The sequence below is a fragment of the Streptomyces paradoxus genome (genome assembly GCF_014202475.1).
Lineage (GTDB): Bacteria > Actinomycetota > Actinomycetes > Streptomycetales > Streptomycetaceae > Streptomyces > Streptomyces paradoxus.
In genome coordinates, this window is record NZ_JACHGV010000015.1 from 112,876 (window position 1) to 135,108 (window position 22,233).

17 protein-coding genes and 1 pseudogene are annotated in these 22,233 nt (G+C 69.1%); 7 read left to right on the top strand and 11 right to left on the bottom strand.

Annotation, left to right across the window (positions count from 1 at the left end; genetic code table 11):
* The first annotated feature begins 357 nt into the window (after nt 1-357).
* The 4 genes from HNR57_RS34575 (at nt 358) to HNR57_RS34590 (ending at nt 4,140) form a co-directional block, all read left to right on the top strand.
* Nucleotides 358-1,797: a hypothetical protein gene (locus HNR57_RS34575; protein ID WP_246555234.1), complete on the top strand. Its 1,440-nt coding sequence runs from the start codon at nt 358-360 to the stop codon at nt 1,795-1,797.
* A 155-nt stretch (nt 1,798-1,952) separates the two neighbouring features.
* Nucleotides 1,953-3,257, top strand: a complete 1,305-nt coding sequence (locus tag HNR57_RS39980) for a hypothetical protein (RefSeq protein ID WP_313675591.1) — start codon at nt 1,953-1,955, stop codon at nt 3,255-3,257.
* A 211-nt stretch (nt 3,258-3,468) separates the two neighbouring features.
* Nucleotides 3,469-3,912 (top strand): hypothetical protein, encoded by a 444-nt coding sequence (locus tag HNR57_RS34585; protein ID WP_184566508.1) that lies wholly within the window; start codon nt 3,469-3,471, stop codon nt 3,910-3,912.
* An 84-nt stretch (nt 3,913-3,996) separates the two neighbouring features.
* Nucleotides 3,997-4,140 (top strand): hypothetical protein, encoded by a 144-nt coding sequence (locus HNR57_RS34590; protein WP_184566510.1) that lies wholly within the window; start codon nt 3,997-3,999, stop codon nt 4,138-4,140.
* Between the two features lie 286 nt (nt 4,141-4,426).
* Here the strand turns inward: HNR57_RS34590 and HNR57_RS34595 are convergent, their stop codons facing one another.
* From HNR57_RS34595 to HNR57_RS34605, 3 genes are all read right to left on the bottom strand, one after another.
* Nucleotides 4,427-6,424 (bottom strand): hypothetical protein, encoded by a 1,998-nt coding sequence (locus tag HNR57_RS34595; protein WP_184566512.1) that lies wholly within the window; start codon nt 6,422-6,424, stop codon nt 4,427-4,429.
* Nucleotides 6,425-6,749: 325 nt separating this feature from the next.
* On the bottom strand, nt 6,750-7,223 hold the full coding sequence (locus HNR57_RS34600; RefSeq protein WP_184566514.1) for a hypothetical protein: 474 nt from the start codon (nt 7,221-7,223) through the stop codon (nt 6,750-6,752).
* Nucleotides 7,214-8,740: a hypothetical protein gene (locus tag HNR57_RS34605; RefSeq protein ID WP_246555236.1), complete on the bottom strand. Its 1,527-nt coding sequence runs from the start codon at nt 8,738-8,740 to the stop codon at nt 7,214-7,216. Before HNR57_RS34605 ends, HNR57_RS34600 begins: the two co-directional genes overlap by 10 nt.
* A 367-nt stretch (nt 8,741-9,107) precedes the next feature.
* Between HNR57_RS34605 and HNR57_RS34610 the strand changes: the two genes are divergently transcribed.
* From HNR57_RS34610 to HNR57_RS34620, 3 genes and pseudogenes are all read left to right on the top strand, one after another.
* Nucleotides 9,108-9,614 (top strand): hypothetical protein, encoded by a 507-nt coding sequence (locus tag HNR57_RS34610; RefSeq protein WP_184566516.1) that lies wholly within the window; start codon nt 9,108-9,110, stop codon nt 9,612-9,614.
* Between the two features lie 55 nt (nt 9,615-9,669).
* Nucleotides 9,670-12,645 carry a tetratricopeptide repeat protein gene (locus tag HNR57_RS34615; protein ID WP_184566517.1) on the top strand — a complete coding sequence of 992 codons (2,976 nt, stop codon included), beginning with the start codon at nt 9,670-9,672 and terminating at the stop codon, nt 12,643-12,645.
* A gap of 389 nt (nt 12,646-13,034) precedes the next feature.
* Nucleotides 13,035-13,661, top strand: a pseudogene (locus HNR57_RS34620) (transposase); the annotation flags it as partial.
* Nucleotides 13,662-13,773: 112 nt separating this feature from the next.
* Here the strand turns inward: HNR57_RS34620 and fxsT are convergent.
* The 8 genes from fxsT to HNR57_RS40440 form a co-directional block, all read right to left on the bottom strand.
* Nucleotides 13,774-16,896: an FxSxx-COOH system tetratricopeptide repeat protein gene (gene fxsT / locus HNR57_RS34625; RefSeq protein ID WP_184566518.1), complete on the bottom strand. Its 3,123-nt coding sequence runs from the start codon at nt 16,894-16,896 to the stop codon at nt 13,774-13,776.
* 12 nt (nt 16,897-16,908) lie between these two features.
* Nucleotides 16,909-17,244 carry a hypothetical protein gene (locus HNR57_RS34630; protein WP_313675595.1) on the bottom strand — a complete coding sequence of 112 codons (336 nt, stop codon included), beginning with the start codon at nt 17,242-17,244 and terminating at the stop codon, nt 16,909-16,911.
* Nucleotides 17,245-17,960: 716 nt separating this feature from the next.
* Complete coding sequence (locus HNR57_RS34635) at nt 17,961-18,875, bottom strand: replication-relaxation family protein (protein ID WP_184566520.1); 915 nt, start codon at nt 18,873-18,875, stop codon at nt 17,961-17,963.
* 333 nt (nt 18,876-19,208) lie between these two features.
* Nucleotides 19,209-19,925 carry a hypothetical protein gene (locus HNR57_RS34640; RefSeq protein WP_184566521.1) on the bottom strand — a complete coding sequence of 239 codons (717 nt, stop codon included), beginning with the start codon at nt 19,923-19,925 and terminating at the stop codon, nt 19,209-19,211.
* A gap of 133 nt (nt 19,926-20,058) precedes the next feature.
* Nucleotides 20,059-20,397 carry a hypothetical protein gene (locus HNR57_RS34645; protein WP_246555237.1) on the bottom strand — a complete coding sequence of 113 codons (339 nt, stop codon included), beginning with the start codon at nt 20,395-20,397 and terminating at the stop codon, nt 20,059-20,061.
* A 47-nt stretch (nt 20,398-20,444) separates the two neighbouring features.
* The gene (locus HNR57_RS34650) at nt 20,445-21,479 is read right to left on the bottom strand and encodes an adenine nucleotide alpha hydrolase family protein (protein WP_184566524.1); all 1,035 of its coding nucleotides are present in this window, start codon (nt 21,477-21,479) and stop codon (nt 20,445-20,447) included.
* A 25-nt stretch (nt 21,480-21,504) separates the two neighbouring features.
* Complete coding sequence (locus HNR57_RS34655) at nt 21,505-21,957, bottom strand: hypothetical protein (RefSeq protein ID WP_184566526.1); 453 nt, start codon at nt 21,955-21,957, stop codon at nt 21,505-21,507.
* A gap of 86 nt (nt 21,958-22,043) precedes the next feature.
* A complete protein-coding gene (locus HNR57_RS40440) occupies nt 22,044-22,172 on the bottom strand; it encodes a hypothetical protein (protein WP_281403935.1) in 129 nt (42 codons plus the stop codon).
* Between the last annotated feature and the right edge of the window lie 61 nt (nt 22,173-22,233).

Here is a 22,233-nt window from a genome sequence, read left to right on the forward strand (position 1 = left end):
GGCGGGCGCGCAACACCTCGTGACATGAGATGCGGCATGCACCGCGTCGGCCCAGACACACCTGAGCTGAACAACCCAGCGTCCTGCGGCCCTGCGCGACTACGCCGCGCGTGTGGCGCCTGACCGACGGCTGGTCGGGCCCGACCACGGACCCGACCACGGCAGCCCAGCGCGCATGTTGCCGGATCGTGATGGATGGTCGGGGGTTGTGGCCGCCGCCCTGGTCGGCGTCGACGGGTGAGCTGCCTGTATGCATCTCACGCACGTCCCCTTGACCGCAGGCACCGGCCGTCTCGCCTCCGTGAGCGGTGTGGGATGCCCCGGCTGCCGCGCGCACAGCGCACTTGCGGACGCGCGATGAACGGAGCACGGATCCGTCGCGGCTCGATGGCCGGCGACCAGTTCACCCAGATCGCCAACGGCTTGTTCCGCGACAACCGCCTCAGCTACAAGGCGAAAGGAATCTTCGGGTACATCAGCACCCACCAGGACGGCTGGCAGGTGACCGTCGCCGGCCTCGTCCGCTCCGGACCCGACGGACGGGACGCGGTACGCACCGGACTGCAGGAACTGGAAACCCACGGCTACCTGGTCCGCGAACGCTTGCGCCGTACGAACGGCACCCTCGGCGAGATCGTCTACTCCATCACCGACCACCCCACCTTCGTCGATGCCCTCATGGCAGACGCCGCCACAGCACTCCACGCGCCGTCGGCACCCAAGGACGGCCGGGGCGACTACGGCAAGGGCATCCGCCGCGGCTCGATGGCCGGCGACCAGTTCACCCAGATCGCCAACGGCCTGTTCCGCGACAGCCGCATGTCCTTCAAGGCAAAGGGACTGTTCGGACTGATCAGCACCCACCGCGAGGGCTGGCACATGACGGTCGCGGACCTGGCCCGGCGCGGCCGCGAGGGCGTGGACGCAGTGACGACCGGCCTGGAGGAGCTTGCGCGCTACGGCTTCCTGCAGCGAGACCGCGACCGCAACCCCGACGGCACCCTCGGCTCGGCAATGTACGTCATAACCGATCTGCCCGCCCTGCAAAACGCCAGGTCACAACCAGAGTCGGGAAATCCAGGACTGGATAACCCTACGTTGGCTGACCGCCCCACAAAGAACACCATCAGTAAGAAGACCAACAAGCAGAAGACCAGTTCCGTCCCTCCGTGCGCCCGCGGTGAGCGCACGAGCGGCCGCCCGGCTGCGGCTGCGGCTGCGAAGGGGGCGGTTACGCCGGCGCCGCAGGATCTGGATCCGGGCACCCGGCTGCTGCTGTCGATCGGGTCGGCCCACCCTGAACTGCTGCTGCAGGAGAAGGCCTTGTACGACCAGGGCCGGGTCATGACCGCGATGCTGGACGCCGGCTGGAGCTCAGAGCAACTGCGCCACGTCATCACCAGTCGCCCACTGCCGAGCAGGATCCGCACGTCTGTCGATGCGATCGTCGCCGCCCGACTGCGCTCCGCTCAGCTCTACCCGCCTCCTGTTGCCTGCGTCGACGACGTCGACGAGGGCGAGGCCTCGTGGGCGGTACACCCCTCCACGACGTCCGCCGCCGCCCGCACGGTCGACCAGGCGATCACCTACCGGGCGCTCGTCGAATGCGCGGGCTGCGGCAGGCCCGGCACCGCCCCCGGTGAAGACCTCTGCCCGGCCTGCCTCGACTGGCCGCTGTGCCGCACCTGTCCCGGGCCGACTCCCCGCCGTGCTCACCCCGACGGCGACGGCCGCTGTGCCACCTGCACCTCCGCCCTGGCCGCAATGACCGACCTTCTGGAAGGGAGCACTTCATGACGGACACGCTCCACTCACCCCGGACGGCACCCCAGCAGCCTCTCCGTCCCTTCGCTCGCGAACCGCGACGTTGGGAGGAAGAACGATCCCGCGCGCTGCTGGCTGGCCACGTTTGCCACGACACCGCGAGCACTGGCACGTGTGAACCCGTGCTCGTGCACGAGCGCACAGGGTGGGGCTGGCTGACCTGGACCGTGCCCGGGGACGGCACGCTGCCCGCCCTCCCCCGACAGATCGGAGTGCTCACCCCAGGCGCGACGCTGACACAACGGCTGGCCCTGCGCTGGCTGACCAGGCGCCCCGCCCATCGCATCGCCCTCACCAGCACGAGCCCCGCCGCCATGCGGCTCTCCGCGGTCCTCGTGGGCGTCATCAGCCTCTTCGCCGCCCTGTCCGCCCTCAGCCGCGGCATCCCCACGGACGTCGTGCTCCCCGCGATGCTGCTCGCCCCGCTGCTTGCCGAGCACCTGCCCGACCGGCTTGACGGCCGGGCCCGCGAACACGTCCGCAGCGTCGAAGGAGACGCCGCCTGCCAGTACCTGCAGCGCCTCGCCGCCCTGCACACCTACATCGTCCAGGCTTCCGCTGACAGCGACCGCTACGAACTGCGCCGCTCGGCCGAGATCGGCCACAACCTGCTGTGGGACGCCGCCGACCTGCTCCAGAGCCAGGACACCCGCTCGGCCTCGGCTCGCCTCATCGACCGGGAGCGGCTGATGGTCCAGCTTGCCGACCAAGTCGCCCAGACCCTCGAGCGCACCCGCGCCGAGTCGGCTTCGGGCGAGGCCGACCAGCCCCGCGGTGGCGAAGGCTCGTTGGGTCCGCTCCCGCCCGGCTTCGAACCAGCGAGGCGGCCCACCCCTCCGCCCCCACCCGGCACTTCATCTCTGAAGGGATACCGACCCATGAGCCAGACTCAGCCCTCCGACCCTGCCTGTACTAGGGACGTCTATCTGCTCTTCGCGCACGAGCCCTACTACCTCGGCAATGGCGCGCAGGAGATCAACACCACCGTGATAGCCGCCGACTCCCTGCTCCACCCCCAGGTGCAGCAACCCGACGGCGCTCGGATCCACGACCGCCTCACCCAGGGACGCCAGCCGGGCGAGATCATCCCGCTCTCCACTCTCACCCACGAACTGGACGGCGGCGCCGAGTGGCCGAGGGTCGGCGACTGGGAGAAAGTCACCACCGACCTCGTGCAACTCGTCCATGCAGGAGAGTGCGACGCCCTCAACCTCGGCCTGCCGGAAATCGCGCGCGCCCTGATCTGCACCGGACCCCACGGCCACGTCCGCACCCTTGATGCTGCGTCCGGCAAATTGATCGACCACGGGCCCGCGCAGCGCGACGAAGTCCTGGCCCGGATCAGCGGCTTCCTCGCCGGCCTGGTGGCCGAGCGGGACCTGTGGCCCGGAGACAACCTGCTGCCGGCGCCGGCCCGTGACGAAGCCCGTTGATGTTCGGCTACGAACCGCGCGCCGTCTGGGCCGACCTTCGGTGACTGCTCCACCGACGAACAACCACTCACTCCGCACGCACGGTCCGACCACGAGCCGTGCAGACACACCGCGTTCCTCCGCCTGCCGGGCAGACCCCTTGCACGACTGTACGGAGTTCCATACAGTCTTCGGTGCACGGAGTTCCGTACACCGAACCAAGGGGGATTCCATGATCCGTAGCAAGTTTCGCCCCGATGGCGGCATGGACATCACGGTGAGCCTGACGGCCGAGGAGGTCGCCGCGATCGGCGCGGCCGAAGCCGAGGGCCTGGCCGACTGGTTCGACACCGCGCTGTGGGGGCTGGCCATGCTCCGCACGGGCCAGGTCTGCCGCGATGAAGGCGCCGGCACCACCGAGGTCCACGACTCGGAGATGGACACCGTGATCCGGGACCTGGACGTGAAGCTTCTGCCTCGGCTGGCGGGCATCCGGGATGCCGCGATCCGCCAGCACCGCGAACTCGGCGGGTCCGTCGGGGCGCTGGCCGCCGCGATGGACGCCCCGCGGTCGACCGCCCAGACCCGGCGGGAAGCGCTGGAGAACCCCGGCCCGCGCGGAGTCTCCTCCCGGGCCTGGCAAGAGTGGGCGACCACTCCCCAGCAGCAGGCCTGAGCCCCGGCCGGGGCGGCCGTCCACTGCCAGGCGCACGGCCGCCCCGTCTCGCACCCATCCGTCGCAGACAGGAGGCCACGCATCATGAACCAGTCCGCTGCCACCTTTGCCGCCGTGTTCGCCACCCTGTACGTCGCCCATGAGGTCGGGGACCAGTGGGTTAACGCGGCGAAGGCCGTGTCCGCCTTCGCCGGTGTCTCGCTCCGGCAGGGAAGCTCATGTTCTTAGCCTTTCGGGAGAATCGGGTGTCTGTCTCGGTCGAATGGCGTCCATGTTGCGCCGCCCACTTCCTTCATGTGGGTGACATGCCCAGGCAGGTCGACGACCCTGACGGCCCTGTTCGTTTACGCACGCACGGCTGCACCGCCGTCGGAGGAAGAGCCGACGGCGGTGCAGCCCGTAGGCGCTGGGACGGGCGACCATCGGGCACACCGTAGACCGGCGGGTGTGCCGCTGTGGTGGGCGTCATGAGCGTGGCTTGCGGAGCCCCACGGACGGAAACCGAAGAGGGAGGTCAGCGGCGGTACATCACGTACAGCTTGCCGTTGTGGGAGGCGAGGGCCGGTTCGCCCTCCATGGCGCCAGCAGGGACGGTAGGAGCGCTCTGCCAGGTCTCGCCAGTGGTGTGCAGGAACCACAGCTTGCTGTCGTTTCCGCGGGCGGCCAGCCACAGTTTGCCGTCGTGGACGGTGATTGTCGGCGATTCGGGGGTAAGCCAGTTCGAGGGCATGGCGAGTTCACCGTAATGGGCGCCGGATACGATGCACCAGCCGGTGTGGTTGTGGCTGTTGGCCGTGCGGCAGGCGTACCAAATCCTGTCGTCGTAGCAGGCGATCGAATACGGCCCGGCCGCCGGCGACCATCGGCCGCTGGGGTCGCCGGCGGCGAACCAGCCGTCGGAGCCGGAGCCGTGGGTCATGCTGTGAAGCTTGGCCTGGCCCCCCATGTTCCGGTGGCAGAGTACGAGCTGATTGCGAACGACGGGGACGTTCGGGCCGTGAAGGGTCAGGGACGGCGCGCGTTCGGTTTGCAGGTCGGGCACTTTGGTTTCCGTGCTCCACGGCCCGCTGCCGGCGTAGCTGCACACATACACTGCTCCGTCCGTCCCGGTGTGCGCCATGTACAGCTTGTTCCCGTATGCGGCCAGGGCCGGTGCGTAGTCGCTGGCGAAGTAGCGCACCTGTACGGGTTCCGACCAGGTGCCGTTGTCCAGGACGCTCCACATGACGGCCCGGTCGCCTGGGCGGATGTAGGCGGCGTGGAGCTTGCCGTCGTAGGAGGCCAGTGCCGGGGGTGCGGAGCTGGTCCAGCCCAGCGCGAGGGGTGCGCTCGCCTTGGTGGCGGCGCCGGAGCCGGTGAGGGTGACGTACTCCAGGTCCCCGGCTGGGAAGACCGGGCGCTCACCGCTGTAGCGGATGCGCAGGGAGTGGTGGCCTTCACCGTTGAATTCCCAGGTGTCCTGCCCGCGGTTGTACAGCGTGACCAGGGTGTGGCGGTCGAAGATGAACATCCGCTCGCAGGACAGGTCGTCGTTGTTGCGCAGGTACTCCTTGAGGAAGATGAACAGCTTCGTGATCTCCAGTGCGTAGCCGATGAGATCACCTGCGAATGTGGGGTTGAAGTTGTTGAGGAGGTCCAAGATCTCCAGTCCGTCGATCACCTCTTGCAGGACTTCGAAGAGTTTGTCGTACCACTCGGAGCTGCTCTGGTCGGCCTCCCAGGCAGCGATGTGCAGGCCCAGATGCGTGCCGGCCTGCCCGTCGAAGACCACCCGGTCCGTTCCCGTGAACCGACGCGTGTTGCCCCTCTTGATCGAGCCGAATTCCCCGGACTTGTAGGTGGGGGCCTTGTGTTTGTCGGAGGAGGCCGCGACGGTCCAGTAGATCTCGTCCTTGCCGCCCCACTGGTCGCCCACCGCCCGGCGAACGTAGAAACTGTCGAACTCCACCTTGGCCTGGTAACCGGGCACGGGCTTGCCCCGCTCTTCCGGGGGCACCGGGGGTCGGTTGAACACGGTCGCCCCATGACCGAACTCGGTGAGGCCCTCGGTGAACTCCGCCGTGTCGATCGGCTGCCCGGCAGCGAGTACCGCAGGATCCACGATCGCAGCATTGGGCAGCGTGACCGCCTCCCGGCCGATTACCGGCAGGCGCTCCGCGAAATCGGCACGCGTGTACCCCGACGTTAGCGACCGAGAGGTGACCGAGGCCGGCACGATGTCCAGCGACCCCAGATCCGCGACCGCCGACCGGTACTCCTGCCCGCACGCGTGCACATCCGCCTGCGGCATCAGATCCCCCAACGCCTTCAGCAGCACCCGCTCCAAGTCGGTAGGGGCCTTCCCCAGCCTGGACCGCTCGGCGGCATGGAGCGCGGCACCGACCAGCACCCCCAGCTCCTGACCCTGCCGCAGGCCACGCATGAGCCGGCTCTCGCCTGCGGTGGCCGTACCGCGCAGCATCTCCCTCAGCCGCACAGCGCCCGACGCCGGCGCAACTTCTTCGATCGCCATACCCACTCCTCACCCTCGCCCATAGGAAACGACCAGGTGCGACCGTCCCCCGTCACAAGAGTCAATACGCAGCGCAACTGGATGCATGCGGAAAGTCGCGCAATTAGCTAGATGTCGCTACCTATGCGAAATCGGAGATGTGTGGCTGGAGCCCTGGAATCCCACCTCGGCCGGCGTCATTTCCGGTGATCCGCAGGCGGGTCACAATTGCGGCGGCTCCTGTTGCTGGTGAACGGCGCCGGGTGAGCCGTCGGAGCAGATCCAGCCCGACCTGATCATCCTCACCGGCAAGCGCAAGGGGGCAAAACCCTAGCCTGTCCAGCATCTACCGAGTCGACGCACCGGGGCAGGGGGACGACGCCCTCGGTGTTGTCCCCCTGCCCTTGGTCCGGGACCGAATCGAACGTACTGAGCTGGCGACGCAGACGCTGCAGCTCGTCGTCCTTGGCCGCCAGGACCGACAGCAGGTGCCGGTGACGCTCCTTGAGCTGGGTGAGCTCGTGTGGGTGCGGGCGAGTTTGCTGGTGAGCCGCTGGTTGAGGTCCCGCAGTCGGGCGATGCGCGCCTCGCGGGGGTCGGGCTGCTGGCCGGCTGCCCAGGCGGCTGCCCGCCGCTTCTCGAACTCGTCCTTGAGGTGGCCCCAGGTTCGGTAGAGGGAGGCGCGGGAGATGCCCGCCTCGCGCGCGAGCGTCTTGACGTCGCAGGCGCCGCCGGGCGGGATCTGCCCGGCCAGCAGCCGGTCGATAGCCGCGCGGACGCGCCGTTCGATCTGGTCGCGCTGCTGGTGGCTCAGTGCCATGTCATCCCGGCCTTTCCGGCTGCCGTGTCGATCTCTTCGAGAACCCGCATGGACCGCTCGTGCTCGGCCCGCAGCCGGGTCTTCTCCACGGGCGGGATCCGAGGGCTGGCCAGCAGGACGACGCCGTTGTCGGCTGTGGTCTGCCAGACGGAACGGTGAATGATGTGGTGGGTGGCCTGTGGGCAGCGGGCGCTGTCACACAGCCCGGTCAGCGGAGCTGCGGCGGACCTGGTGCCGGCGAGCTTGAGACACAGCGCCTTCGCCGGGTCCTCGAACCAGCAGTAGTTCGCCGCGGAAAGGTGCAGGACCGATGCCTTCTTCTTCAGCAGCAGCTCGATCTGTCGGTCGGTGACCGCCTTCGCCGGGCCCGGCTCGTGGTCGGCCAGTTCCTTCTCGACGGCGCGGAAGGAAGCCAGCAGCGCGTCGGCTCCCGGGCCGGCGGGCATCTGGCCTTGTTCGAACAGCCGGTATGCCTCGACCGTCCGCTTGAGCTTCTCCTTGGCCTCCTCCTTCTTCCACTCGTGGTGGAAGACGGCCTGGGCGCCGCCCGGTCGGCCGGCGTATCCCTCGCTGGTGGCCACCTGCAGATGCTTGAAGTGGACCTTGGTGGCCAGCAGTCCCCCAGGGCGGGCGGCCATCTCGACAGACAGTGTCCGCCGCAGGCGGCGGGGGTGCACCGGCTCGTCGGGGATCGGCTCCAGGCCCATGCGGCGCCCGGCGGGCGAGGCGACCCACTGCCGCAGCCAGGTCATGGCCCCGTTGGACTCGAAGCCGTTGAACGCGCCGAACAACGGCTGTCCAGGCCTAGAGTCGGTGAGCTGCTCGGCCATGGCGATGACACGGACGACTTCCTCGATGACGACCCACTCGTCGACCTCGCCGCCCCGTAGACGCCCCTTGACGACCTTGCTGACCAGGCGGTGCCGGGCCAGGCCGGTGCCTTCGGCGTCGTCCGTGCGGCGGCAGCCGACCGTCAGCTCCAACAGTTCGCTGGACCGCATCCCCGTCAACGCGGAGGTGGCGACCGTGCAGGCGTGACCTGCGATCCGGATCAAGGCATCAGAGGACCTGTTCGACAGGGGCAACGACCATGGGATCAACTCGCCGGTGTCCGCGCGAGGGGCGTCGGCAGGGTTGCGACACCAGAGGTACTCGGTGCCGACCTCGGCGACCGCATCCTCCAGCAGCGGCCGGGCCTGGGCGAAGAGAGCCTTGTGAATGTCCCGGTGTCCCGTCGGCCGTAGCACGTGCTGGAAGTTGGCTGTCAGCAGCGGATCCTTCGGGTCCCACCCCGAGCGGAGGCGCTTGGTCACTTGGAAGTCCTCAATCCGCGGCAGCGGCTGTCCCGTCCGCAGATGTTCCTCGACCAGCGCGGCAAGCCGGTCGCCGTCCCGCAGATTCCTCGACCACTCGACGTTGCGCCAGGACTCGCGCTCGGCCCGCAGCTGGTGCGGTCCGAGCACGTCGACCAGGTGGAGGGCCTTGAGCTTGGGCGCGGCCGGTGGCCCGGACCTCACGGATTGCGCGCTCGCGGAGCTCGTCCGGGTATTTACGAGGCGCTGCCAAGGTGCTGGTGGATCTCCTTCACCAGGATCGTAACCCTGGCATCAGGGCCTCCATGAAACGGGGTGCCGCTCAGTTTCTCGTTCTCGGTGGCGGGTTTGATGCCGAGGATGTGTTCGCACATCCATTGCTGCACGGTGGCGAAGCCTGGCCGATGGGGATCGATCGATGACCGGTCCAGCACCGAGTTGGCGCCGAGTGTGGACGCGGGTTGCCGGCCGTGGCCGTTCTCCCGCCCGCGTGTCTTTCGGGGGCCTATGGTGTGCCGGGCGCGGTGGTCGAGGGGGCTGCCGGTCGGCCGTATCCGTGAGGGGGCGAGGGGTGTTGGATGAGTTGGCCGCATTGGCGGTAGCCGGTGGGGGCGCGGTGGTCCAAGCCGCCGGTACCGACGCGTGGCATTCGGTGCGGCAGCTGGTGGCGGGTCTCATCGGCCGCGGTGACACGGCGGACGAGGAAGCCGAACTGCGCCGCCTGGAGCGGACCGCCATGGTCCTCGGCTCGGGTGCCAACGGAGACCGGGGCGCGGAGCGCATGCGGCAGGAGACGCTGTGGCAGGGGCGGTTCGAAGTGCTGCTGGAAGGACTCGACGCTTCCGGGCAGGAGCGGGCTGCCGAGCAACTGCGCGAGCTGACGGCATATGTGGCTGCTTGCGTCGGTGACACCGCTGAGAGGACGGGCAGTGCCACTGCTCGTGCCGGCGGGACGGCAGTCAGCGGGGTACGCCGTGTCGGGACCGCAGCCGTCGGTCCGGCACGGGCAGCGGACACCGGGGACGCCGAAGCTGACGGCCCGGGCTCCACGGCGGTCAGCGGTGTCGAGATTCAGTAGGCGCACGGCACCGCACTGCTGCGGTTGATCGACGGCGGTCGGAGAGGAAGTGGTCATGGGTAAACGGCGCGGAAAGAAGAACGGCCCGGCAGCCGGCTCGCGTAGCACCCCGCAGCCGGCGACCGGCAGTGCGGAACAGGGGACCGAGGGCGGCGGCACGGGTCCGGCTGCGTCAGGGGCGGGGATCACGTGGCAGGAGGCACGTGGCACCGGAGACGCCGTAGCCGTCAACGGTGGGACCGCCGTAAGCGGCATCTACAACGCCGTGCACCTGCCCGCCGGAGCGCTGCGCGAGCCCGCGGAGGTCGATGCCCCCGCGGGGATCGACAACCTGCCGTACCGGCCTGAGGTCTTCGTCGGACGCGAGACGGAGCTGGATCGGCTGGATGCGGCGCTGCGCACGCCGGGTGCGGCGTTGGTGCAGGCGGTGCACGGGCTGGGTGGGATCGGCAAGAGCGCTCTTGCCGCACACTGGGCCGCCACCCGGCCTCACGGCCGAGCCCCGGTCCGGTGGATCACCGCCTACAGTCCCGTCGGCATCCGGCAGAGCCTTGCCTCGTTGGCCGTCGCCCTCCAGCCCGTCCTCGATACCGTCCTGACCCAGAAGGGTTTGGCCGAGTACGCGCTGAAGTGGCTGGCCACTCACCCGGGCTGGCTGCTGGTCCTGGACAACGTCGACGACCCCGCTCACATCGCCGACCTGATCAGGAAATTCCCCGACGGTCGGTTCCTGATCACCAGTCGGCGTGCCAACGTCTGGCCCGACGCCGTCCCCCTGGTGCGGCTGGACACCCTGGGCCCGGAAGAGTCCCTCGACCTCCTCACCCGCAAAGTCACCCAGACCGGTCCTCGGAACCTGGACGGCGCAGCCGCACTGTGCGAGGAACTCGGCCACCTTCCGCTGGCCGTCGAACAGGCCGGCGCCTACCTGGCCCGCAACCCGCTGCTCACTCCCCGTGACTACCTGGGCCTGCTGGCCGCAGATCCCGCCGAGGTGTACGGCTGCGCGGACTTGGCCGCCGTGCCAGCGGTCTCCCGGGTCTGGCGCCTGACCCTGGACCGGCTTCACACGCTCCACCCCGCGACAACCGACATCCTGCGTGCCCTGGCCTGGTACGCCCCCGAACACATCCCCGCCGCCTTGGCGGGCGCGGACGTCGACCCGGTGGCCCGGGCCACGGCGCTGGGCCTGCTCCACGAGTACGGCATGATCACCCTCGACCCCGCCACGGACACCGTGGCCGTCCACCGCGTCGTCCAGGCTCTGGCCCGCACTCCCGATGGAGCCGATCCCCACCGCACTCCCGAGCTCATCGACCAAGCCCACCGGCAGGCCACCGGCAACCTCGGCCTCGTCTTCCCCGACGACCACGACGACCCCGCGAACTGGCCGGCCTGGCGCGCCCTGCTCCCGCACTTCGACGCCCTCATCGGCCGCAGGTCCGCGGACGCGGACACCGCCGAGACCGTCGACGTCATCAACCAGACCGCCCTGTTCCTGCGCAGCCAGGGCCTGGTCGTCGACGCCCTGCCGCGTCTGCGACGCGCCCTCGCCAGCAGCGAGAGGATCCTGGGTGAGGACCACCCCGACACCCTGGGTGTGCGCAACAACCTTGCCATGGCCTACGAGTCGGCCGGTGACTTGCGCCGGGCCGTCCCCCTCATGGAGCGGACCTTCAAGGACGCGGCGCGGGTGATGGGTAAGAAGCACCCCGCCACCCTGACCGCCCGCAACAACCTCGCGGGCGCCTACCGATCGACGGGCGACCTGCGCCGGGCCATTCCGCTCATGGAGCAGGCCCTGGAGGACCAGCTGCGGATCCACGGCGAAGACGACCCCGATACCTCCATGTTCCGGAACAACCTTGCTTACGTGTACGAGTCGATCGGTGACCTGAGCCGGGCCGTTCCACTGTTGGAACAGACCTTGAGGGACAGGGCTCGGGTGCTGGGCGAAGACCACCCCGACACCCTGACCTCCCGCAACAACCTCGCCTACATCTACCGGTCCGCCGGTGATACGGCACGCGCCATCCCCTTGTTCGAACAGACCCTCAAGGACCGCGTGCGCGTGCTGGGCGAAGACCACCCCGACGTCTTCATGTCCCGCAGCGACCTCGCCACCGCCTATCAGGAAGCCGGTGACCTGCGCCGCGCGATCCCCCTGTTCGAGCGGACACTGGAGGACCGGACACGCGTCCTGGGTGCCGACCACCCGCACACCCTCGCCTCCCGCAACAACCTCGCCAACGCCTGCCAGACGGCCGGTGAGCTGCACCGGGCTCTCCCCCTGCACGAGCAGGCACTCGCGGACGCCGAGCGCGTGCTGGGCAAGGACCACCCGCACACCCTGACCTGCCGCCACAACCTTGCCAACGCCTGCCTGGCGACGGGCGACCTGCGTCGCGCGCTTGCCCTGATGGACCAGACCGTCAAGGACCGGGTGCGGGTATTGGGCAAGAAGCACCCCGACACCCTGACGTCCCGCAGCTGCCTCGCCGGTGCTTGCCGGGAGGTCGGCGACGTGCGACGGGCCCTCTTTCTGCTGACGCAGACGGTGAAGGACCGGGTGCAGGTGTCGGGCACGAACCACCCCCACACCGTCATCGCCCGCAACGACCTCGCACTGGCCTACCTGGCAGTCGGTGACCTGCACCGGGCCGTCCCGCTGCACGAGCGGGCACTCGCGGACGCCGAGCGCGTGCTGGGCAAGGACCACCCGCACACCCTGACCTCCCGCAACAACCTAGCCACCGCCTACCAGGCCGCTGGCGACCCGCAGCGGGCCGTCCGCCTGCTGGAGCAGGCCGCGAGGGACTTGACGCGGGTGGTGGGCAAGGACCATCCCCACGTCGTGAGGTGCCGCAACAACCTTGCCAGCGCCTATCAGACCGCCGGCGACCTGCGCCAGGCCATTCCCCTATTCGAGCAGACCCTAGCCCAGTCCCGGAAACTGCTGGGCGAAACCCACCCGACCACGGCCAAGGTCCGAGAGAATCTCGACTCCGCCATCGTCGAAAAAGGGACTTGAGTCCGGCGCCCCTCAGGCACGACCTCTTCACCGTCTTCGCCGCACTCACCAAACGCAACCCCCATCGGCTCAGCGCATCCGCACTCCACATCCGCGCCGGGTTGTACGACGAGATCACGGTCCCACCCGGTGCCGTACGCGCCATGCGGCGCGAGATCGCATCGGCCAGAGGACGTGGTGTGCGGCCGATACCAGGCCAGACAGATGCCATGCTACGCACTGTCGCCGGCCCCCACACCAGATGCGGAGCCGTCTTGCCGCCTCCCGGCATGACGACGGGCTGAGCAGTCGCGTCTGGCGCCGGGACGGGTGACCAGCGGGCGCGCCACATCACCGGGGTGTTGCCTGCGGTTGGCGGGTTGCAGCGCTCGGATTCGTCTGCGGTGATCCCTCTGGCATACCTGCGCCGGCACGACCCCCTGGCACAACTCGCCGCGGGTTTCCGTATCTCCGTCGGCACCGCCCACGCGTACGTCACCGCCGTCGTCGAGCACTTGGCCGACAAGGCGCCCGGCCTGCTGAAGGTCCTACGCGAGACAGACCCCGACTACGTTCTCCTGGACGGCACGCTCGCCGAGTGCGACCGGGTCGGCGACGGGCGCGCGGACTATTCGACGAAGCACAAGCGACACGGCGTGAACGTGCAGGTCATCGCGGACCCGGCCGGTCGCACGCTGTGGCTCTCACCCGTCCTGCCCGGCCGCACACACGACCTGACCGCCGCCCGCACCCACAAGATCATCAGGATCTGTGAACGTCAGGGCGTCCCCGTCCTCGCCGACATGGCCTACATCGGCGCAGGCGAGTGGGTCACCACTCCCAAACGCCGGCCGCCCCAAGGCGAACTCACCACGATCGAGCAGACGGTCAACCGGGCCTTGTCCGACGCCCGCGTACCCGTCGAACGAGCAGTCGCCCGCCTCAAATCCTGGCGAATCTTCCGTCGAGCCCGCTGCAGCCCGAACCGCATCACGTCAATCACCAAGGCCGTCCTCACCCTGGAGCGGCACCGTTGAACCATCAGTGATGAAGGGTGAGGGTGTAGGGACGAGGACCGGAAAGCCAGCCGCCAACGATCTGTGCAGGGACCTACCCAGCCGATGCGGGGTAGGTCTCTGCAACAGCGGGTCAGCACCTCCCGTTCGCCCGGTCTGCTGCTGCCTGCCATTCGGCGAGGCTGCGTCGTGTGGCGAGGACATGGAGATGCTCGGGGCCGTGTACTGCGGTCATGGACTCCAGCAGCCCTTTGAGGGCTGTTGCGGCACCGGTAGGATCCCCTGAGCGGCCTCGCGAAGTGGCGAAGTTGTGCTGGGTGACAAGCGTCTCGGGGTGGTGAGGGCCGAGCACCCGGACGAAGTCCGCCAGTACGTCCTGCAAGGCGGCGGTGGCGGTGGCCACATCACCTGCCTTTCCGCGCCAGGTGGCCAGGTTGCGGCGGGTGACGAGGGTATCGGGGGCGTCATGGCCGGACAGGCGCGTGCGAGCCGCAAGAATTTCCTCGAGTTCGTCCGCAGCTCCGGCCGCGTCTCCCGCCATAGCCCGCGCGTTGGCGAGTCTTTCGCGCGTGGCGAGGGTCTCGAGGTGCTCGGGGCCAAATAGCTGGACCTTATCCCTCAAATCCTCCCGCAGGGCGGTGACGGCTCCGGCTGAATCGCCCGCCTGATCCTGCCAGATAGCAATCTGAGTGCGGGTCTGGAGGACGTGCGGATGGTCGGGGTCGAGTGCGCGCAGCAGGTCGGCCAGAAGTTCCTTGTACGCATCGGCGGCTCCGGCTGCGTCTCCCGCCATGCCTCGCCAGTGGGCAAGGCGGTAGCGGAGCAGGACAACGTCCGGATGGGCTGGAGCGAGAAGCCGCCGTTTCGTCGTCTGGAGTATCTTCCGGAATGCGTCCACGGCGCCTGCTGCGTCTCCCGCGTCTCCCCGGCAGTCGGCCAGCTGACGCTGGACGGTGAGGAGCAAGGGGTCCTCGGGGTCGCGCAGTCGTTCAAGATCAGTGAGCAGGTGCTGAAAGGTCACGGTGGCCCCGGCCTCGTCTCCCGCCAGCCCCTGGTTGATCGCAAGGTATTGACGGGTGGTGAGGGTGTGCGGGTGGTCCGGTCCGAGGACTTGTCCCATTCTCTCCGCCACCTGCTCCAGTATGACAGTGGCCTCCGCCGCTTCCCCCTGCTCTCCCCGCCACCGGGCGAGGGTGCCGCGACCGAGGAGCGTACGGAAGTCGTCGGGCCCCAGCGCCTCGGTCATTTCCTGAATCAGCCGTGCCAGCGCGGTGACGGCCCCGGTGACATCCCCCGTGCTCATCCGCCAAAGGGCCAGGTTGTAGCGGACAGTCAGGGTGTGGGAATGACTGGGACCCAGTGACGAGCCCATCTCCTCCACCAGCACTTCCAGATCAGCAACGGCGCCTGCTGCGTCCCCGTTCTCTCCCCGCCAATAGGCATGGTTGGCGCGCGCCGTGAGGGTGGTGATGCTTGCTGCACCTAACACAGAGGCCATGTCGTCCCGCACCGCCTCCAGTTCGGCGATGGCATCGGTGACGTTCCCCTCCTGGCCTCGCCACTGACCGAGGTTCTGGCGCGCGATCAGGGTGTCCGGGTGATCATCGCCCAGACTGCGCCGGATGGTGTCGGCAAGACGCTTGTAGTAGTCGACGGCAGCGGTGATCTGGCCGGTGGCTCCCAAACTTGTTCCGGCGCGAAACAACACCACATGGGCACCGTCGGCGGGCCGGCACAGCGCGTCCCCGGCATGCCGGATGAGGGCATCGGCGTTGGCGCGCAGGGACAGAGCGAGGTCGGTGTCGCGTTCGTTGTCGGGCCAGGCGGCGAGCAGGGCGTCGGCGGCGGTGCGCGCGGCCTGGTCGTGCTGGTCGGGGGTGTGAGTGTCGCGGGTGGCGCGCTGGATGAGCTGGTGGATGCGGACGGCCTGGAGGGGGGTGTCGGGTTGGTGGTCGATGAGGCTGAGCCGGTGCAGTGCCCGCAGGGCGCCTACCGCGTCCCTGGGGGAGACGTGATTCGGTTCCGGGGTGGGTCCGGTTGCGGTGCGGTGTGCGGCGAGGTGGGCGCGGGCCGGCTCACTGGTCAGAACGGACTGGGGGATGCCGTTGGCGTCGAGCAAGGCGGCCAGGTGAAGCATGGGCCGGGCCAGGCCGGCAGGGCGCAGCGTGTCGGCGCGTTCGATGGACAGGGACCATGCGGCGGCGAGGGCGGTGGCCTGCTCGTCGGGCAGGGAGTCGGGGGCCAGGTGGGTGAGTTTCGTGGCGCGGTCGGCCAGCAGAGTGCGGTAGCCGGCGGCGGTCTCACTGGAGTCGATGAGATAGGCAGCGGCCTGGGCCAGGGCCAGGGGAAGATGCCCGAGGTCGGCGGCGAGGGCGGTGAGCTGGTCGGCGGGCTCACTGCGGCCCTGGGCGTGCAGGGCGGCGGTGAGGTGGGCGAGCGACTCGTCAGGGGTGAACAGGCCGACCTCGATGCGCCTGCGGCCGTCTCCGAACAGGGCGGCGTCGCGACGGCGGGTGGTGAGCAGGGTCCGGCCGTGCGGGCTGGCGGGCGGCCATAAGCTGAAGCGGCTGCCGGCATCGTCGGCGTGGACGATGAGGTCGTTGGGGTCGGCGACGTCGTCGAGGACGACCAGCCACCGGCACGGCCGCTGTTTGGGTCGGGGGGCCAGCGAGGCGAGGAACTGCCTTGCGGCCTGCTCGGGGTCCTCGGGGTCGGCCCGGCACAGCTCGACGCCGGCCTGCGCGTAGGCGCTCACCACCGCGGGCTGGGCACTCGCGGTGACCCAGACCAGGACGTCCAGAGCGCCCTCATCCCAGGCTGTGCGGGCGTAGTCGGCGGCGAGTTGGGTCTTGCCGACCCCGCCCATCCCGGTCAGCACCTGGGACAGTACGGCGGTGCCCCCGCCCTCTACCGCCGCACGCAGCCGGTCCGCCTCCCCGCGGTGCTGGAACGACCGGGCCTGGGACGGGATCACTCCGACCCGATGCGGCCAGCAGGCCGGTTCTCGGGGCGCGCGCTGCACGGTCATATTGTGAACGTAGCCGCTGATGGCGGTTGCGCCGTTGGTGGCGGTCGCATTCCCGGTGTGAGACAGGTCTACCGAGATGGGGGACTCGAGGCCGTTTCCCGGGGCCGGGCCGCGGTAGCCGGTCACGGCCGTCTCATCGCCGGCGGCCTGGGCGTTGCCAGTGTCCGCCACGGTCACTGACGGCTCGGGCTCCTCATCCCGTGCCGCGCGTGAGGATGCCTTCGTCATGAGGTGCGGGTCCTAGTTCGAGTAGTCGATGCCGGAGACGGATTTCTTGCCGCTGGCCTCTCCCGTCCGCTCGGCTGTGGCCGAGCCACGGCCCCGGCCGCCGGGCCGCCGGATGCCGGTGATGCCGCTGCGGCTGGCTTTTCCGGTCCGGACGGCTTTATCTATGGGCCCGGCAGAGGACGGACGCTGGAAGAGGGCCCAGACCAGGGCGGCAATGCCGGCGGCGGCCTGGACCGTGGCCCCGGCCAGCTGTCCCGCACCGGGGCTGTCGAACAGCCAGACCAGCGGTGTGGACAGGACGCCGACCACCGCAAGCACGACGACCGTGATCTTCCAGCCCTGCGACACAGTGGCTCCCCCTCGCCCCCACACGTCCACCGCCATGGTTGACGGCTCGCCACTTTCCATTGTCCCGTGCAGTTCTCGCCTGAACTAGAGAACGCACTTTTTTGAACCAAGCGGTTGCGCAACCCTCAGGCTGTCCTCTATATCTGCGCAGGTCACCACGCAGCTTCGGCGTGGTCGGGGTGCTGACAGTCCCGTCTGCGCACCCCCGCGCCGCCCACGACCTGGAGGAGACGGTGGGATGTCACGGGCCTCAGCACACCGACCGGTCTGGCTTCCCTTGCCCCGGACAGTCCGGGGTACGGACAGGACTGACAGGGCTCGAGCCGCCTGTTCCCAGCGACATGCTGTGCGTCATGGCCGCGTAGGCGCAGGGTGGGTCGTCGGCGGCTGTCTCAGGTGACGTGTCGTCGACCACGAACGGGTCGCTGCCGTCGTCGGCCTCCCCAGCTACTGTCATTTTCCGGACTCCTCAACGTTCCTGTTCGCGACTCCTGTCCGGAATATTCCCATTTGCTATCTTGATTCGGCCTGAGCCACGCGAACCGGCGACCGCCCTGCGCTCACGTTCCAAGTCATAGCGTCCGGGAGTTTCCCCAGAGCTTCACGGGACCTCCACCGCCGAGAGGGCAGAAAACCGCAGGTCACAGATTCTCGTCGGTGGCCCACTCAGCAGCTCATCCTGGTCGGCCCTCAGAACCGCAGCTGGCAGCCTGCTCTCACAAGTCGGTCCACGGGCGGGGCTCGCCCCCAGTCAAAGGCACCCACACCGACCCGGATGGACCGTGATCCTCGATGTCCTCCAGGACAACGGCTCCCAGCTGAACCTCGCGGGCGAGGGCCGCAACGAGCGGGTGCTGAGCGACCATCGCCTGCAGATCGCTGATCCGGTCGCCCAGCCGGGCCCGGGAAGCGCCGGTGAGTACGAAGAGGATGCGAGGGAAGACCGGATACCAGCGCAGCCACGCCGGGCCGGTGGAGGCGGACCTGCGTCGGCCGACGGGCTGGGCTTCGTACTGGAAGAGCCGCGCGTACTCGATCAGTTTCACGGCCAGGCGCTCGCTGCTCATGGTGCTGCGATCGACTTCCACGAACGCGCGCAACTTCCGCCGGTGCTCGCCGTCGACGACGGTGTAGTGCATGACGGCATCGGCAACGAGCCGCTCGCCCTCACCGATGGGGTGAGCCACCTCAGGGGTCCAGTCCCACGGGCCGTGCTCGTGCCCGAGCCGGCGGGCGTCTGAGGCGAACGGAAGGTGGGACCGTACGACGGTCAGTGTGTGCGGCGTCTTCAGCGACGCTGCGGTTGTCGAGGTGATGGGGTACGGCGGACGCCCCCGAAGGACAGGGAGATCCCGAGTCAGACGCGACCCTTCTGGGGTGAGGTACCAGGCGTGCGTACGCGACCGGTCCGAGTCCTGCAGTGGGGTGAGGTCGACGAAGCCGGTCGAACGCAGCTTGTTCAGCACGCGGGAGAGCAGCTGACGGGAGCTGTCTGGCCGCAGCATGAGCCGCAACTGGCCGGTCGTGGCCATGCGGTGCAGGGCGAGCGCGGTCAGGACCTGCAGACGCAGCGGTTCAGCGGGGCTCGGGGCCACCTCGGCGGCCGGAACACCTGATGTGGAACGAGTCATGGAGGGGAGACAACCCTCAGCCCCCGACCCAAACCCCGACCACGGGGCCCCGACCAAGGTCACGACCCAAGAACACTCTCGTGGTCGGGGCCCACGGCCCCGACCACGAGACTGCGCGAGCTCAGGGACATCGGCGACCATGACGGATGACACGGAAGCGGCCCTTGGAAGATCGGCGATGGCCGGTCCGCAGCAGCGGATGCTGCTGCGGGACGTGGTGGCGAGCCACGCCATGCCGGCCATCGTGCGACACCCGGCCCGCAAGGGACCAACATCCAAAGCCGGATGTCGCGTTCATGGGGCGGTGCGCGGAGGTCCGCTCACCGCCGGGTACTACTGCCTCGACCGCTGGGCGGCCTGCTGGAGGATGCGCCGGCGCGTCCACCGCCGACGGCCGTTCTGGCGCCCGGCATTCTCGGCGACGCCGTCGGTGGTCTTCAGCAGCGGAAGGTTGCCCTGGGACAGGCTGCTGGAGAAGGAGCCAACGCTCTTGTACCCCAGCAAGGCGGCTGCCTGGCTCGCCCCCAGGAGTTCGTCGGGATCGCCGTCGACGGGAACGTCGGGCAGAGGCGGTGCCTCCTTGGCTCCGGCTCGTCTTCCGCGGCCGGGCCGGCTGGCCATCCATTCCTGCAGGGTCTGCACCTTCCAGAGCTGGCGGCGGTAAGGGTTCTCCGCCGTGCCCTTCTCTTCGACGACGTCCGGTTTGGGGAAGTAACCGGGGTGGTCGCGCATGTAGGTGGTGACCTGGTTGGAGTTCTTGTAGCCGAGGTACCTCGAGGCCTCCGCCGCGTTCAGCAACGTGTCCGGGGCGAGGGAGGGCGGTGCGTGTCCAGCGAGCCGTGCCGGCGCCCGGTGGGCGAACCACTTGGTGACCTCCGCGTGGTCCCACAGGCGGGCGCGGCCGCGCTTGTCGACAGGCTCGGGGAATGTCTCGCCGGCCGCGTTCTCAGCACGCTCGGTATAGAGGCCGGTGATCCGTGCGGGTGTCAGGCCCTGTTCAGCCGCGATCTCGGCAGCGTCGGCCAGGCGAGGCTCACGGCGCGAGGTCATGGCAGAACCGTCCGTCCTGTCAGCAGTGAGCCGGCCAGCCCGACTCACAAAGCAAATAATGGCAGGAGTTTCGGTTGGAGGTCCAGCCCGCGGCTCAAGGTTTTTCCCCGACGACGCCCTTACGGCTCACGGCCTACTCCTCGGGGACCAAGCAGATACCGCGACGCGCGGCGGCCTCGGCCATCTCCGCATACGCCATAGCGGCCGGTGTCATCTCCCACTCGACCAGGGCCAGCAGCAGGATCACCTCGTCGCGGTCCTGCGAGGGATCACAGGGCATGCCGGCGGTGTCCGCGGCGAGCATCAGATCCGCGGTGGCCAGCCCGCCGAGACGTGCTGCCACATCCAGGTGCAGGTCCTGAAGACCCTGCTGGTACAGCTCGTTCGCCTCGCTCAGGAGCAGCACCAGGTCCTCGCCGTGGCTGGCCGGTGCCGCCGCAGCGAGGTCGAGGATGCGCTGGGTCGTAGTCATCGTCATTGAGTATCCCTCCCGGATGGGGGTGAGCGCCGGTGTGGTGGTCAGCTGCAGCCATCGCACCCGGCGGCGCTGTGCAGGAGCTCGCCCGGCCCGGTCCGGGCCTTGGAGTCCCATGTGGGCGGCTTACGCAAGGCGGCGTGGACGTCGCGCTCCATCCGCTCGAAGTCCTCGGTCTCCTCAACCTCGACGCCAGGGTCCGGGGCGTCGCGCCGACGGGACAGCGCGATGACCTCGGCCATGGTGATGTTCGGGTTGAACGGCACCTGGCGGACGCGTTCGACCAGCGCGCACAGCTCGGCGAGCCGCGGGCGGCGCCCGGCGGTCAGCAGTAGATCACGGTGGTTGGCCAGGGTGCAGGCCGAGCACGAACAGCGACTGGAACCACGCCGGTCCTTGGCGCCGGGGTACGAGTCGTAGCACCAGTGGTAGGGAAGCCCGGCACTGATCGTGCGCTCCCAGACCTCCTCGGTGGTGACCTGGTGGGCGGGTAGCCACTCGTCGACGACCCGGGCCGAGTTGTCGGTCGTACGGCGCCACATCTCCCGGTTGCGGCGTTCCGTGCTTTCCTCAGCCCGCATCCCGAGCACGTTGGCGAACATCAGCGGGCCGTCCGTCTCCTTCCTGAGCGCGCGGACCTGCGGGGTGAACGCCTGGTACACCATCTTCGTCTTCCACGGGCCGGTGCAGGTGCGGGCCCGACCGAGCCAGGGCCAGTCGCCTCGCTCCGCGATGAAGGTCAGCAGGTCGAATGGCACCCGTGCACCGTCGACTTCACGGCTGCGCCGGACCTCGATGTGCCGCTCGGGCGGCACGCCGAGGGCCTGGCTGTGCTGTGCTGCGAGTTCGCTGGCACTCGGCCAGCGGACTCCGTCCACGGTGACGGCGGGCCACTCCATCGGGCCCAGACTCGCGTGGGCGGTCCAGACGCGGTCGACGACACCGGCCTGGCGAGCGGCGTCCATCGCGATCAGGCCGGCCACAAGTCCGTCCTTCCCGCCGGACAGGTTGATGACCATGCGGTGCCGGGTCGCGGCGAACTCGACCGGGTCGGCGTACAAGGGGGTGGGGTGCGACATGGTTCCTTCTTTCCTGATGGGCGGGTTAGCGGGCGTCCCCGACGGGGCTGGTCTGGTGGGGCTGGGAAACGGTGAAGTACGTGCACTGGGCATCGGGCGGACGGGCTTTGCAGTGCCAGCAGGGCCGTGCCTCGGGGTAGGCACGGATGTGGTGGTGGCACTGGTGTCCGGCGTACGAGCCGCTGGTGCGCAGGTGGGTGAGGAGGATGAGGTCGAAACGCGTGAGGGGAGCCCAGCCGGTGACGCCTCGTTGGGGGTGCGGGTACTCGAGGTCTCCGCCGGCGATGACGACGCTGCTGATCGACACGAGCAACTTGCTCTGTGCGGTGTCGACGGCGTGGATGCTGTATCGGGTTCGGTTACCGGGCCGCGTCGACCAGGGGGCGGTGTCCTTGGGGCCGTGTGCGTGGCCGATCACGGGGAGGCCTTCGAGCTGGTGCACTGAGAGGGTCGGCGGCGGATTCCAGAGGGCGGGCATGGGTCTCCTCCTGAGGGAGCACGGGGCAATGGGCGGTGAGACGGGCGACTGCGGCGGGCGGTACGGACTGCGCGGCTGGACAGCCCTCAGGCCGCGATCGGTTCGGGGTCGGGCTGCTTGGGATAGGGCCGTTGGGCGGGGAGGCCGAGCTTGATCTGCTCGCGCTCGCGCCGGCTTCGGCCCAGCCGCCATACGTAGCGGTGTTCTGTGGACATACGCTGTGTTGCCTCATGTCGTGTTGCGGCTGAGGGAGTCAAGTGGCTTACGAATGGCGGT

What these genes read in the sequence shown, in the direction of transcription:
- HNR57_RS34635 (WP_184566520.1), bottom strand. Translation starts at nt 18,875, where the DNA reads ATGACTCGTTCCACATCAGGTGTTCCGGCCGCCGAGGTGGCCCCGAGC.
- HNR57_RS34615 (WP_184566517.1), top strand. Translation starts at nt 9,670, where the DNA reads ATGGGTAAACGGCGCGGAAAGAAGAACGGCCCGGCAGCCGGCTCGCGT.
- fxsT (WP_184566518.1), bottom strand. Translation starts at nt 16,896, where the DNA reads ATGACGAAGGCATCCTCACGCGCGGCACGGGATGAGGAGCCCGAGCCG.
- HNR57_RS34590 (WP_184566510.1), top strand. Translation starts at nt 3,997, where the DNA reads ATGAACCAGTCCGCTGCCACCTTTGCCGCCGTGTTCGCCACCCTGTAC.
- HNR57_RS34575 (WP_246555234.1), top strand. Translation starts at nt 358, where the DNA reads ATGAACGGAGCACGGATCCGTCGCGGCTCGATGGCCGGCGACCAGTTC.
- HNR57_RS34585 (WP_184566508.1), top strand. Translation starts at nt 3,469, where the DNA reads ATGATCCGTAGCAAGTTTCGCCCCGATGGCGGCATGGACATCACGGTG.
- HNR57_RS34600 (WP_184566514.1), bottom strand. Translation starts at nt 7,223, where the DNA reads ATGGCACTGAGCCACCAGCAGCGCGACCAGATCGAACGGCGCGTCCGC.
- HNR57_RS40440 (WP_281403935.1), bottom strand. Translation starts at nt 22,172, where the DNA reads ATGTCCACAGAACACCGCTACGTATGGCGGCTGGGCCGAAGCCGGCGC.
- HNR57_RS34650 (WP_184566524.1), bottom strand. Translation starts at nt 21,479, where the DNA reads ATGTCGCACCCCACCCCCTTGTACGCCGACCCGGTCGAGTTCGCCGCG.
- HNR57_RS34645 (WP_246555237.1), bottom strand. Translation starts at nt 20,397, where the DNA reads ATGACTACGACCCAGCGCATCCTCGACCTCGCTGCGGCGGCACCGGCC.
- HNR57_RS34640 (WP_184566521.1), bottom strand. Translation starts at nt 19,925, where the DNA reads ATGACCTCGCGCCGTGAGCCTCGCCTGGCCGACGCTGCCGAGATCGCG.
- HNR57_RS34595 (WP_184566512.1), bottom strand. Translation starts at nt 6,424, where the DNA reads ATGGCGATCGAAGAAGTTGCGCCGGCGTCGGGCGCTGTGCGGCTGAGG.
- HNR57_RS34655 (WP_184566526.1), bottom strand. Translation starts at nt 21,957, where the DNA reads ATGCCCGCCCTCTGGAATCCGCCGCCGACCCTCTCAGTGCACCAGCTC.